The sequence below is a fragment of the Buchnera aphidicola (Eriosoma lanigerum) genome (assembly GCF_964059125.1).
In the GTDB taxonomy this organism is placed as follows: Bacteria; Pseudomonadota; Gammaproteobacteria; order Enterobacterales; family Enterobacteriaceae; genus Buchnera_D; species Buchnera_D aphidicola_C.
The window spans coordinates 212579-228139 of sequence record NZ_OZ060395.1; the positions used below are offsets into that span (position 1 = coordinate 212579).

Consider the following 15561-nt stretch of genomic DNA (forward strand, 5'->3'; position numbering starts at 1 on the left):
GAAAAATTACTTGTTTAAAATGATATTTAGATATTAAATATTATAATTTCTTTTGTTTATTTTATTATGATAGTTATATTCGTAATTAATATAATATTTTTAAAAATTAACTTAATGGCATATAGTAAGGTATGATAATGAATAATTATAAAATTGCAGTTTTATCAGGAGATGGTATTGGTCCTGAAATTATTCGTGAAGGATATAAAATTTTAGAGGTAGTTAAAAAAAAATATTCTTTAAATTTAATTTTAAAGGAATATGATGTTGGGGGAAAAGCTATTGATAAATATGGAATTGCGTTACCAGAGGAAACTTTAATTGGATGTAAAAATTCTCATGCAATTCTTTTTGGAGCAGTAGGTGGACCAAAATGGCATGACCTTCCTACTGAAGAACAACCAGAAAGAGCTGCTTTATTACCATTACGAAAATTTTTTAATTTATTTTCTAATTTACGTCCAGCTAAATTACATAAAGATCTTGTTCATTTATCACCTCTTCGTTCTGAAATTGCATCAAAAGGTTTCGATATTCTTTGTATTCGAGAATTAACATCAGGTGTTTATTATGGAAGACCAAAAGGAAGAACAAAAAAAAATGGACAAGAATTTGCGTTTGATACAGCAGTTTACTATAATTATGAGATAGAACGAATTGCAAGAATAGCTTTCAAATTAGCGAGAACTAGAAAAAAGAGCATTGTTTCTATTGATAAAGCCAATGTTTTAGAAACATCCATTTTGTGGAGAGAAGTTGTTAATAAAGTTTCGAAAGAATATTCTGATGTTAATGTAAAACATTTATATATAGATAATGCATGTATGCAAATTATAAAAAACCCACAGGATTTTGATATAATTTTATCTTCTAATTTATTTGGAGATATTTTATCTGATGAATGTGCAATGTTAACTGGATCAATAGGTATGTTACCTTCAGCTAGTTTAAATAATATGCAATTTGGTTTATACGAACCAGCCGGAGGTTCTGCTCCTGATATAGCTGGGAAAAATATTGCTAATCCAATTGCTTTAATTTTATCGTTATCTATGTTATTTAAATATAGTTTACAACTATATAATATTGCTGAAGATATAGAATGGTCTGTTAATGAAGTATTAAAAAATGGTTATAGAACTTTTGATATTACTAATCAAAATAACTATATTAGTACTCAAGAAATGGGTAATAAGATTGCTTTTTATTTACAAAACAAGGAGTAGTTATGGGTAGAACTTTATACCAAAAGTTATATGATCAACATATTGTATATCAATCAGAAAATGAATCACCTGTATTATATATTGACCTACATTTAATTCATGAAGTTACATCTCCTCAAGCTTTTTCTTCATTACGAAAGAATAATAGAATTGTTAGACAATCGAAAAAAACTTTTGCTACTATGGATCATAATGTTTCTACTATTAGTGGAGAAATTCAGGCTTCTGGTGTTAAAGCACAACATCAAATGGAAACTTTAATTAAAAATTGTATTGATTTTAATATAACATTATATGATTTATATAGTTCTCGTCAAGGAATAGTACATGTTATTGGACCAGAACAAGGTTTAACATTACCAGGTATGACAATTGTTTGTGGGGATTCTCATACTTCTACTCATGGTGCATTTGGTGCATTAGCTTTTGGAATAGGTACCTCTGAAGTAGAACATGTATTAGCAACGCAAACGTTAAAACAAAATCGTTCTAAGAATATGAAAATACAATTAGAAGGAATTGTTGGTAAAGGAATCACGTCTAAAGATATAGTATTAAGTATTATAGGGAAACTTGGAATTTCTATAGGAACAGGGTATGTAATAGAATTTACAGGAAGCGTAGTTAATAATTTTACTATGGAAGAAAGAATGACTTTATGTAATATGGCAATTGAAATGGGTGCTAAATCGGCAATTATTTCACCAGATCAAATTACATATGATTATTTACAGAATAAAAATTTTTCTCCTAAGAATAAAAATTGGGATCAAGCAGTTGACTTTTGGAATACTTTAAAATCGGATTCTGATGCATCTTTTGATAAATCGTTTCTAATAGATATCACTGATGTAGAACCTCAAGTTACTTGGGGGACGAATCCAGGACAAGTTTGTTCTATTACTCAAAGAGTACCTATGTTACATACTTTTAAAAATTGTGTTGAAAGAGAATCAGCAAAATATGCTATGTCTTATATGAAACTCAAAGTTGGTACTAAATTAACTGATATTACTATTGATAAAGTATTTATAGGATCTTGTACTAATTCTAGAATAGAAGACTTACGTTTAGCTGCTTCAATAATAAAGAATCATAAAGTTGCACCTGGTGTTACTGCTCTTGTAGTTCCTGGATCAAAACAAGTAAAAAAACAAGCTGAGAATGAAGGATTGGATAAAATCTTTATTAATTCTGGTTTTGAATGGAGATTACCTGGATGCTCAATGTGTTTAGGAATGAACAATGATAGATTAGAAGTAGGTCAACGATGTGCTTCAACAAGTAATAGGAATTTTGAAGGTCGTCAAGGTAGAGGTGGTTTGACTCATTTAGTAAGTCCATCTATGGCAGCAGCTGCTGCTATTTTTGGAAAGTTTGTTGATGTTAGACAATTAATGTAAAGAGATAATAATTAATGTTATGAATAAATTTAAACAACATTCTGGTATTATTGCACCTTTAAATATTTCTAATATTGATACAGATTCCATTATTCCTAAACAATTTTTACAGCATGTTACAAGGGAAGGATTTGGTCAATATTTATTTCATGATTGGAGATTTTTAGATTCTCAAAGAAAGAAAGAAAATTATGATTTTATATTAAATAAAGAATATTATAGGAATTCTAGTATTTTATTAGCAAGAAATAATTTTGGATGTGGATCTTCTAGAGAACATGCAGTTTGGGCACTGATGGATTATGGATTTAAAGTTATTATAGCAGTGAGTTTTGCAGATATATTTTATAATAATAGTTTTAATAATCATTTGTTATTAATAACGTTAACAGAACAAGAAATTGATAATATATTTTCAGTAGTACATGAAAATTTAGGAATAACATGTTATGTCAGTTTAAAATATAACAAAGTTATAATTAATAATAAAGAATATTTTTTTTCTATTCCTTGTTTTCATCGTTTTTGTTTATTAAATGGATTAGATAGTATTGATTTAACTATGAATAATCAAGATTTAATAAAAAATTATGAAAAAAATATACCTAATTTTTTTATTCGTTAATAATAAAATAATTATTTAAAAAGTAATATATATATTATTGAAATTTTATTATATTTATTTAATTATAAAATAATTTTATTCAGTATAATTGAATTAAATATTAAAAATGAATAGTTATATAAAATGATATAACTATTTTATAAAATTTATATAGTTATATACTATAACTGTATTTTGATATTAAATATATATTTAATATTAAATTTATTTATATAAATATAATTATATTTTCAATTAATTAATTATTTAAATATTTGAATAGAGATTCAGTTTTTATTATCTGAATCTCTGTATCCTTTCATAATATCTTTTTATATGAATATAAATATTCGTGATTGAGTAATTTAATTTTTATTTTATAAAAATTATATATTAATGTTGTATTTCATAAATTTATAAAATTAAAGTAGGTATATATATGAAAGAAAGAATTATAATTTTTGATACAACGTTAAGAGACGGTGAACAAGCATTACAATCAAGTTTAACTGTTAAAGAAAAATTAAAAATAGCATTATCATTAGAAAAGATGGGTGTTGATGTGATAGAAGCTGGTTTTCCAATTTCATCACCTGGTGACTATGAATCTGTAAAATCAATTTCTAGTGTTATTAAATCTAGTCGTGTATGTAGTTTATCTCGTTGTCTAGATCAAGATATTGATATTGCTGCTGAAGCTATGTCTACAGCTGAAAAGTTTAGAATTCATCTTTTTTTAGGTACTTCTAAATTGCATGTGGAATCAAAGTTAAGAAAAAATTTTAAAGAAATTATGAATATGGCTGTGAAATCTATTAAGAGAGCTACTCAATATACAGATGATATTGAATTTTCTTGCGAGGATGCTGGTCGTACTTCTATGGATCATCTTTGTTTGATTGTAGAACAAGTGATAAAAGCAGGAGCTACTACTATAAATATACCAGATACCGTTGGTTATACTGTTCCTCAAGAATTTGGAAATATTATTCATTTGTTATTTAATAAAGTTCCTAATATTGATTTAGCAGTAATTTCTGTACATTGTCATAATGATTTAGGAATGGCTGTAGGAAATTCTATTAGTGCTATTCAGTCAGGAGCTAGACAGATTGAAGGTACAATAAATGGTATAGGAGAAAGAGCAGGTAATACTGCTTTAGAAGAAGTTGTTATGACTATAGAAACAAGAAAAGATTTGTTGAAAGTATTTACAAACGTTAATTTAAAAGAAATTTATTCTACTAGTAGAATAGTTAGTAAAATTTGTCGTATGGATATTGCTTCAAACAAAGCTATTGTTGGTAATAATGCTTTTGCTCATTCTTCTGGAATTCATCAAGATGGTATATTAAAAAATAGAAAAAATTATGAAATTATTTCTCCAGAAAGTATAGGTTTAAAAAAAGTACCTTTTAATTTAACTTCTCGATCTGGAAGAGCTGCTGTGAAACATAGAATGAATGAAATGGGTTACAAAGAACATGAATACGATATTAACAAATTATATGATGCATTTTTACATTTAGCTGATAAACAAGGAAAAATATTTGATTATGAATTAGAAAAATTAGCTTTTTGTGATGATCAATATAAAAATTTAGATATTTTTTTTCTTAAAAGTTTGCATATTCAATCTGATATAAACGGTAGTTATACGGCTATAATTATTGTACTATGTGATAGTAAAGAAATAAAAAAATCTGCAAATTCGTGTTATGATCCTATAGATGCAGTATATCAAGCATTACAAAAAATTGTGCAATATACTTTTTCAGTAAAAAAATTTTATTTATCTTCGACAGGATTAGGTAAAGCTCTTATTTCTCAAGTTGATATTATAGTAGATTATAATGGTCGTTTTTTTCAAGGACAGGGTACTTCTAGAGATTTATTGATTGCGTCTGCTAATGCTTTTATTAGTATATTTAATTCTATATGGTGTTCTAATCAAGTAATAAATAAATTAAAAATATTAAAAAAATAATGTATTAATGATTTTATATGAATTAAATTTAAGATAAATTTAATTAATTTTTTTTTTATAGATAGTTTTTCATTTTATGAAACTATCTATAAATTATTGTAATAATAATGTATACGTTATTTTATAAATATTTATTCTTTCTTTATGGAATAAATAATTAATTTGTTTTATATATATAATGGATTTTTATAAAATTAATTTTTCTATATTTTTATTGTTAATTTTATTATTTTTATATTTATATATAAATTATAAAAATTTTATTTAAATATGTTTATAAATTAATTAAATATATATAATTAAAATTATTTTTTAGTAATTTTTATCTTTTATATATAAATTATTTTATATATATTTTAAATTAATATTAGTATTAATAATATATTATAAACATTATTTTTTTTTTATAAAAAATAATTTAATTAAATATAGTATGTTAATTATAATTAATATTAATTAATTATATTTATTTTAATGCATATTATTATTTATAATTGAATTATACATATAGAATGTATATATATTGATATTTTCATAATATAATTATTCATATTTATTATGAATTTAATATTTTATATTTAAATCATATTTATTTTATATTGATATATATTTAATATATTAATAAAATTATAAAAAATTAAATATTTAATTTTAATGAGAACGATATGTTAGGTAAATTATTAATTAAAATGTTTGGCAATCGGAACAGTCGAATTATTCTTCGATTACAAAAAAAAGTTGATATTATTAATAGTTTAGAATATAAATTTAAACAATTTTCTGATTTAGAGTTACAAAATCAAACAAAAGTATTTAAAAATGCTATTTATAATGGTACAGAATTAGATGATTTGTTACCTGAAGCTTTTGCAACAGTTCGAGAGGTTAGTAAACGAATTTTTGGAATGCGTCATTTTGATGTACAATTAATGGGAGGTATCGTATTACATCAGTCTTGTATAGCTGAAATGAAAACTGGTGAAGGTAAAACATTAACTTCAATTTTACCTATTTATTTAAATTCTTTAATGGGTTATGGAGTACATGTTGTTACTATGAATGATTATTTAGCTAAGAGAGATGCAAATAAAAATACACCATTATTTGAATTTTTAGGTTTATCAGTAGGATTGAATTTGCCAGGAATGAGTTTGAAAGATAAACGTTTGGCTTATTTATCAGATGTTACATATGGAACAAACAATGAATATGGATTTGATTATCTTAGAGATAATATGGTTTTATCTAGTTGTGAACGTGTGCAAAGAAAATTATATTATGCTGTAGTTGATGAAGTTGATTCAATATTAATAGATGAAGCTCGTACACCATTAATTATTTCTGGACCTATACAAGAAAATATTGATATATACGTTAAAATAAATAAAATTATTCATGTACTAATTCAGCAAAAACAAGATGATTCGGAGAATTTCCAGGGGAAAGGCGATTTTACTATTGATAAAAAGTCTCGTCAAGTTTATTTAACAGAACGAGGTTTAATTAAAATTGAACAACTATTAGTTGATCAAGAAATTATTACAGAAAAGAAATTATTATACTCATCTCAACATATTGCATTAATGTATTATATTACAACAGCTTTACGAGCACATAAGTTATTTTTTAAAAATATTGATTATATTATAAAAAATAATAAAGTTATTATTGTAGATGAACATACTGGTCGTATAATGCCTGGCAGACGTTGGTCAGATGGTTTACATCAAGCCATAGAAGCTAAAGAGAAAGTGTTCATACAACAAGAAAATCAAACACTTGCTACTATTACTTTACAAAATTATTTTCGTTTATATAAGAAATTATCTGGTATGACAGGTACTGCCTATACAGAATCTTTAGAATTATATACAATTTATAATTTAGATACTATTGTTATTCCTACTAATTCTCCAATGATTCGTAATGATTTACCAGATTTAGTATATATGACAGAAGAAGATAAATTTAATGCAATTATAAATGATATAAAATCATGTATAAAGAAAAAACAACCAGTTTTAGTTGGTACTATTTCTATTGAAAAATCTGAAATTATTTCTAATAAATTACGGCAATTAAATATAAAACACAATGTATTGAATGCAAAATATCATATGAAAGAAGCGGAAATTATTGCTCAAGCAGGAAAACTTGGATCAGTAACAATTGCTACTAATATGGCTGGAAGAGGTACAGATATTGTATTAGGAGGTAATATTGATTACGATAATTTTAATCAAAAAAATCAATTAAATTTATGTAAAATATTAAATTTGAAGAAAAATTGGATAAAATTACATAAATTAGTGTTAGATGTAGGAGGTTTGCATGTTATCGGTACTGAAAGACATGAGTCTAGACGTATTGATAATCAATTAAGAGGTCGATCTGGTCGTCAAGGAGATTGTGGTTCTTCACGTTTTTATTTATCTATGCAAGATTCTTTAATGAAAATATTTCTTTCTGAAAAAACGATTAATATGATGAAAAAATTAGGTATGAAATCTGGAGTATCTATTGAACATAGTTGGGTTACTAAGGCTATTTCTAATGCTCAAAAAAAATTAGAAAATAGAAATTTTAATATTAGAAAACAAATATTAGAATATGATAACGTTATTAATCAGCATCGTCGTGTAATTTATTATCATAGAAATACATTTATTGATGATCATGATCATAGTTCAATTATATTAAATTTTATAGATGATGTATTTAGTCAAGTAATTAATAATTTTTTATCTTATGATCATGTAAACAGGACATGGAATATTCATGTTTTGAAAAATTGTTTAGAAAAAGATTTCAACTTATATTTACATATTTTAAAATTATTGAATAAATTTATAAAAAAAGATAAATCTATTATTATAAAAAATATAACGGATGAAATTAAATTAATTTACTATAATAAAAGAAGTATAGTTGATGTTAAGGATTTCAGAAAATTTGAAAAATTATTATTGTTAACTACTGTAGATAATTTTTGGAAAGAACATTTATCAGATATGGATTATTTAAAACAAGGAATACATTTAAGAAGTTATGCTCAACAAGATCCTAAACAAGAATATATACGTGAATCTTTTATGTTGTTTAATGCTATGATTTATAATTTTAAGTATGAAGTATTATCTGTTTTATTTTCTATATCTATAGAATCAATAAGTAGTTCTCAAACAGTTTTTAAACAAAATATACATAAAATATATTAATTTTGCAGTAAATTATAATGATGATATAATTATTAAATTTAATATTATTTTTGATTTATAAATTTATGTTTAAATATGTTTAAATATATATATATTAATTTTTTTTGAATAATATATATTTCAATGAGAATTTAATATTTAGTTTTATTATAGGATCTTTTAGTTATTTTATGTAATTTTAAATTATTTTCTCTTTTTAATGAATAAAATAAAATAATATTTTATCATTAATAATGCAATTTTTATTAATTATATAAATATGTTTAAATTAGATTTTGTACAATTTTAACAATTGTATAATGATTATATATTATTAAATTATAATTTAATATAACTTTCAATTTTTTTATTAAATAACATATATATGTTTATATATAACTTAATTAACATTAAGTTATAAGTATATATATTTGTCTATTATAATTTATGAAATATTGTTTTTATCAAATTTATTATCATCTATTTGTAATATTTATATATATGTATTTGATTTTTATTAATGTTATGGATAATAATATTGTGAGAAATATATATTTTTTTTTTTATTTGATATTGTATATTTTATTTATTCAGAATTAATTTGATTTTATTTTATATTTTTTTTAATCTAAGTGTTAATAGAAACATTAATAATTAATATATGATTTAATATTTTATATAATTTCTTTTTCTAGAAATAAAATTGTTATTTGTAAATATTAAATTGAATTAGTTAAATTTATTTTTTTTTAATTTATATGGTATTTTTAAGATAGAACAGTTATTTTAACTATATTTTATAACTATTAAAGTTTAAATATTGTATATATAAAATATATCATTGATTTCACTAGTTAGTTTTATTATTTAAGCAATAATTTTTTTATAATTTTATTTAATATTGCATTAATTAAATTGCATTTTTTTTAGATATTTCATCATAGTAAATTACATGAATTCCTAAATTTTTAAATAAATTAATAATGATAATTTTACCACTACCAATACCTACAGTAAGTGTTACAATATAGCTTATAATTATTATTGAATTAGTCATATTAAATTAACTTATTTTATATAAATGAAACAATTGAGATTAATGTATTATTTAATAATTCTATGTATATTTTTATACGTTTATGTTTATTCAATTAATATATTTTTACATTATAATTTTTGGAACATATAACTATGCGTATTGAAGAAGATAAAAAATTAAGTTTTAAAGATGTATTAATACGTCCAAAAAGATCTATTTTAAGAAGTAGATCGCAAGTAGAATTAGTTCGTCAATTTATTTTTAAGCATTCTCGTATGATTTGGTCAGGTATACCAATTATAGCTGCGAATATGGATACTGTAGGAACTTTTAGTATGGCTAAAGTATTAGCTAAATATAAAATATTAACTGCAATACATAAATATTATACTATTACTCAATGGAAAAATTTTGTGGACTCCGTTCCTTCTCATTTACTTCATTATGTTATGGTATCTACTGGTACATCGGATTCTGATTTAAAAAAAATAAAGAATATTTTAGAATTATCAAATGAACTAAAATATATTTGTATCGACGTAGCTAATGGTTATTCAGAACATTTTGTTTCATTTGTAAAAAAGTCTAGAGATTCCTTTCCAAACATTACAATTTGTGCTGGTAATGTTGTAACTGGAGAAATGGTAGAAGAATTAATTTTATCTGGTGCTGATATTATTAAAGTAGGAATTGGTCCAGGGTCAGTTTGTACTACAAGGAAAAAAACAGGTATTGGATATCCTCAATTATCAGCTGTCATAGAATGTTCTGATGCTGCTCATGGTTTAGGAGGTAGAATAATTAGTGATGGAGGTTGCATAGTTCCTGGAGATTTATCTAAATCATTTGGAGGAGGTGCTGATTTTGTAATGTTAGGTGGTATGTTAGCTGGTCATAAAGAAAGTGAAGGTGAAATAATTGAAGAGCATGGAAAAAAATTTATAATTTTTTATGGTATGAGTTCTAAATTAGCTATGAATAAATATATTGGAAATATTGCAAAGTACAGAACTACTGAAGGGAAAATTGTTAAATTGCCTTTCAGAGGGGAGGTAAGTATTACTATTAATGATATATTAGGAGGACTACGTTCAGCGTGTACTTATGTTGGAGCAGAACATTTAAAAGAATTAACTAAACGTACTACTTTTGTTCTTGTTTCAGAACAAGAAAATTGTATTTTTAATCATAATGATTTTATTACATAAATATAAAATATGTGTATTATTTTATATATATCAGTAATAAATGTATTAATTAATTTATATTGATAAATATTAATAGTTGATATTTTTATTAAAAAAAATTTTACATATCAATAATAACTTATTGAATTACATTTATATTAATAATATATTTAATATTTTTATTAATTTTTTTTTTATAATTATAAGTGATGAATAAAATTTTTATATTTTTATTAATTTAAATTAATAAAAATTTATTTAATATTAATGTAATTAATATATGAATACATTCATTATTTTATTTTGTTTTACAATTAATATTATTAATAAATTATTTTTATATAAACTTTTTCTTTTGTTTTTAATAATTATACAATTTTTTGTAGTAAAATGCTATTTTTTTAATATGTTAAATTGTAATTAAATAATATAAATACAAATATTTTACATGAAAAAATAAAAGATAAAATTTATCATTTTTATTAAATTAAATGCTAAATTTGTTATTATTAAATAATTTATATATATAATATATGATACAAAATTATTTATATGAATTTTATTCAAAATGCTAAAAATAATTATTTTGTAAATTAATTTAATATATGAAATATGATAAGTAATAAAAATAATATAATTTCAATTTTAATTTTAATAGTAAAAATTTTATTATTTAATAATAATATTTTTATATTTTAATTAATATTATTTATTTTATTATTATATTTATATAGTTTTTTATAATTATATTTTATTTATATCATTATAAGATGAAAATTTATTTTTATTATTAAATAATCAATATCTTATATGTTATAAATAATTAGTATTAATAGGAAATTAAACATGACTAAATATATATATCATGATTTAGATCCAATTGAAACTCAAGATTGGATAGAAGCAATAACATCAGTGATTAGTGAAGAAGGAATTGATAGAGCTGAATTTTTGATAGATAAATTAATATTTAAAGTTAATAATAATGGAGGTCAATATTTTAAAATAAAAAATAGTAATTATATTAATACAATTGATATTAATTATGAACCAGTTTATCCAGGAAACTTAGATATTGAGAGAAAAATCCGATCTGCTATTCGATGGAATGCTATCATGATTGTACTTCGAGCTTCAAAAAAAAATTTGGATTTAGGAGGACATATTTCTTCTTTTCAATCATCTGCTACAATTTATGAAGTATGTTTTAATCATTTTTTTCGTGGAAATAATCATAAATATGGTGGAGACCTTGTTTATTTTCAAGGACACATTTCACCTGGTATTTATGCTAGAGCTTTTTTAGAAGGACGTTTAACACAGTCTCAATTAGATAATTTTAGACAAGAAGTAGATGGAAATGGTTTATCTTCCTATCCTCATCCAAAATTAATGCCAAACTTTTGGCAATTTCCTACTGTTTCCATGGGTTTAGGACCAATTTGTGCTATATATCAAGCAAAATTTTTAAAATATTTAATGTTCCGTGGTTTAAAAGATACTACTAATCAAACAGTGTATGCTTTTTTAGGAGATGGGGAAATGGATGAACCAGAATCTAAAGGAGCATTATCAGTAGCTGTTAGAGAAGAATTAGATAATTTAATTTTCATTGTTAATTGTAATTTGCAAAGATTAGATGGGCCAGTAATTGGAAATGGAAAAATAATTGATGAATTAGAAAATATATTTCATGGTTGTGGATGGGCAGTAATTAAAGTTATATGGGGAGGAAATTGGGATTGTTTATTACATCGAGATAAAAATGGAAAATTGATTCAATTGATGAACGAAACTCTTGATGGAGATTATCAGACTTTTAGATCTAAAGATGGTGAATATATTAGAAAAAATTTTTTTGGTAAATATAACGAAACTTTAGAATTAGTTAAAAATATGTCTAATGATGAAATATGGAAATTAAATCGTGGTGGACATGATCCAAAAAAAATTTATGCTGCATTAAAATTAGCATTAAAAATAAAAAAAAAACCAGTAGTTATTTTAGCACATACTATTAAAGGTTATGGAATAGGAAAAGTAGCTGAAGGAAAGAATATTGCACATCAGATTAAAAAAATAGATATTACTACTTTAAATTATATAAAAAATCGTTTTAATATCCAGTTAAGTCAAAGAGAAGTAGAAGAATTATCTTATATACGTTTTTCACCAACATCTATAGAATATCAATATCTTCATAATCAAAGAAAGTTATTAGGAGGTTATTTACCATCAAGATCACCTAATTTTACTAAAAAAATGGTCATACCGAATTTGGTAGATTTTCAAGTATTATTAGATCAACAAAAGAAAAAGATTTCTACTACAATTGCTTTTGTTCGATTTTTAAATATTTTATTAAATAATATTTATATTAAAGAACATATTGTTCCAATTATTGCAGATGAAGCAAGAACTTTTGGAATGGAAGGATTATTTCGTAAGATTGGAATTTATAATTCTAAAGGTCAACAGTATATACCACAAGATAAAGAATTGCTTGCTTTTTATAAAGAAGATGAGAAAGGGCAAATTTTACAAGAAGGAATAAATGAATTAGGAGCAGGTGCTTCTTGGTTAGCTGCTGGAACTTCATATAGTACTAATGATTTACCTATGATTCCATTTTATATATATTATTCTATATTTGGGTTTCAAAGAATAGGAGATTTGCTTTGGGCAGCTGCTGATCAACAAGCGAGAGGTTTTTTAATTGGTGCTACTTCAGGAAGGACAACTTTAAATGGAGAAGGTTTACAGCATGAAGATGGACATAGTCATATTCAGTCTTTAACAATTCCTAATTGTAGATCTTATAATCCAGCTTATTCATATGAACTAGCTGTCATTTTACATGATGGATTACAAAGAATGTATGGTTTAAAACAAGAAAATGTATATTACTATATTACTACTTGTAATGAAAATTATGAAATGCCTGGTTTGTTAGAAAATATCAATTATGGTATTTGTAAAGGAATATATAAATTAGAAACTTTATCAGGGATAAAAGGAACAGTACAGTTATTAGGTTCTGGTTCTATTTTACCAATAGTTAGACAAGCTGCACAGATTCTTATGATGGATTATTCTATAGGTTCAGATGTGTACAGTGTAACTTCTTTTACGGAATTAGCAAGAGATGGACAAGATTGTGTTAGATGGAATCTCTTACATCCAAATAAAAAAAATAGAATGTCTTATTTAGAACAGGTGATGAATAACTATCCAACAATTGCAGTAACAGATTACATGAAATTGTTTGCTGAACAAATTAGAGCATATATACCTTCTGTTTCTTATTATGTGTTAGGAACTGATGGATTCGGTAGATCAGACAGTAGAGAAAAATTACGATCTCATTTTGAAATTAATGTTGATTATATTGTAATTAGTGCATTAAATGCATTAGTTAAATTTGGAAATATAGATCAAGAGTTAGTTATAAACGCAATTAGTCGATTTAATATAGATACTAATAAGATAAATCCATGTTTATTATAAGAGGTATAGAGAAATATGGAAATGAAAATAAAAATACCTGATATAGGATCAGATATAGTAGAAGTAATTGAAGTTGTAGTTAAAATAGGTGATTTTATTCATTTAGATCAAGGTTTGATTTTAGTGGAAGGTGATAAAACTTCTATGGAAATACCTGCACCATGTTCTGGTATTGTTAGTATGATAAACGTAAAAGTAGGAGATAAAGTTAAAACTGATTCTATCATTATGCTAATTGACACACCAGAAATACATGCAATACAAAAAAAAAATTTTGTAGAAGAAACATCAAATTCTTGTGATAGTACAAATAATATAAAAAATGACATTAAACATTCTTTAGATATAAATAATAACAATTTGCAATTATTTCATGCTAGTCCATTAATTAGAAAAATAGCTAGGGAAAAAAATATTGATCTATCATGTATTAAAGGGACAGGCCCTAAAAATAGAATTTTAAAATCAGATCTTGATCAATATCATGCTAATAATTTGACTAATAAAAATGATTCTTTATCATGTAATAATTTAAATGAATTGAATAAAAATAAAAATTTGCAAGTTGATCATATTAATGTCATTAAACCGGTGAAATTAACTAAAATACAAATTTCTACTGGTTGTCATCTGTCAAATAATTGGAATAATATTCCACATGTTACTCATTTTGATGAAGCTGATGTAACTGATTTAGATTCTTTTCGTAAAAAATATAATTTAAATATTAATGATCAAATAAATAAAATAACTATGCTATCATTTATAATTAAATTAGTAATTAAAGCATTAAAAATGTTTCCTAAGTTTAATAGTGCTCTTTCTATTGATAAAGAATACATCTTATTTAAAGAACATATTAATATTGGAATTGCTGTAGATACTCCAGATGGATTATTAGTTCCTGTTTTAAAAGAGATACATAATAAAAGTATAGCAGAAATTTCTAAAATATTAATAAATATTTCTAATAAAGCTAGAGAAAAAAAGTTAATTTTATCTGATTTACAAGATGGAACGTTTACTATATCTAATTTAGGTAGTGTAGGAGGAATTAATTTTACTCCAATTATTAATGCTTCAGAGGTGGCTATTTTAGGAATTTCAAAATGTATAACTAAACCTGTATGGAATGGAAAAATATTTCAACCAAAATTAATGTTACCTTTATCGCTTTCTTATGATCATCGTGTTATTAATGGTGTTGAGGCTGCACGTTTTATAAATTTTCTTATTACTCATTTATCTGATATTCGGTTGTTTATGATGTAAATCATAACAGTATGTATGATATTTAGCATATAGTATATGTATTATATTAATATATATATTTTAATATGGTTGTATTAATTATTTATAATTATATTAAAATCATTTATATATAGTTTATTTTTTATATTAAAAATCAATT

The 15561-nt window shown here is 23.3% G+C and carries 9 protein-coding genes; 8 read left to right on the forward strand and 1 reads right to left on the reverse strand.

Features of this window, described 5'->3' with window-relative positions; all coding sequences use genetic code 11:
* Positions 1 to 134: 134 nt before the first annotated feature.
* From leuB to secA, 5 genes are all read left to right on the forward strand, one after another.
* On the forward strand, positions 135 to 1226 hold the full coding sequence (gene leuB / locus AB4W75_RS00925; protein WP_367679667.1) for a 3-isopropylmalate dehydrogenase: 1092 nt from the start codon (positions 135 to 137) through the stop codon (positions 1224 to 1226).
* A gap of 2 nt (positions 1227 to 1228) precedes the next feature.
* Positions 1229 to 2629, forward strand: coding sequence for a 3-isopropylmalate dehydratase large subunit (gene leuC / locus AB4W75_RS00930; RefSeq protein WP_367679588.1), 1401 nt, complete (start codon positions 1229 to 1231; stop codon positions 2627 to 2629).
* 19 nt (positions 2630 to 2648) lie between these two features.
* Entirely contained in the window at positions 2649 to 3254 is a 606-nt protein-coding gene (gene leuD, locus AB4W75_RS00935; RefSeq protein ID WP_367679589.1) for a 3-isopropylmalate dehydratase small subunit, read from the forward strand.
* A gap of 418 nt (positions 3255 to 3672) precedes the next feature.
* Positions 3673 to 5220, forward strand: a complete 1548-nt coding sequence (leuA, locus tag AB4W75_RS00940; protein WP_367679590.1) for a 2-isopropylmalate synthase — start codon at positions 3673 to 3675, stop codon at positions 5218 to 5220.
* A gap of 665 nt (positions 5221 to 5885) precedes the next feature.
* On the forward strand, positions 5886 to 8438 hold the full coding sequence (gene secA / locus AB4W75_RS00945) for a preprotein translocase subunit SecA (RefSeq protein ID WP_367679591.1): 2553 nt from the start codon (positions 5886 to 5888) through the stop codon (positions 8436 to 8438).
* Positions 8439 to 9327: 889 nt separating this feature from the next.
* On the opposite strand, the gene AB4W75_RS00950 is transcribed toward secA, so the two are convergent.
* A complete protein-coding gene (locus AB4W75_RS00950) occupies positions 9328 to 9474 on the reverse strand; it encodes a hypothetical protein (RefSeq protein WP_367679592.1) in 147 nt (48 codons plus the stop codon).
* A gap of 134 nt (positions 9475 to 9608) precedes the next feature.
* Between AB4W75_RS00950 and AB4W75_RS00955 the strand changes: the two genes are divergently transcribed.
* From AB4W75_RS00955 to AB4W75_RS00965, 3 genes are all read left to right on the forward strand, one after another.
* Positions 9609 to 10664 (forward strand): GMP reductase, encoded by a 1056-nt coding sequence (locus AB4W75_RS00955; RefSeq protein WP_367679593.1) that lies wholly within the window; start codon positions 9609 to 9611, stop codon positions 10662 to 10664.
* An 825-nt stretch (positions 10665 to 11489) separates the two neighbouring features.
* Positions 11490 to 14150 (forward strand): pyruvate dehydrogenase (acetyl-transferring), homodimeric type, encoded by a 2661-nt coding sequence (aceE, locus tag AB4W75_RS00960; RefSeq protein WP_367679594.1) that lies wholly within the window; start codon positions 11490 to 11492, stop codon positions 14148 to 14150.
* Between the two features lie 21 nt (positions 14151 to 14171).
* Positions 14172 to 15422: a 2-oxo acid dehydrogenase subunit E2 gene (locus AB4W75_RS00965; protein WP_367679595.1), complete on the forward strand. Its 1251-nt coding sequence runs from the start codon at positions 14172 to 14174 to the stop codon at positions 15420 to 15422.
* Positions 15423 to 15561 lie beyond the last annotated feature (139 nt).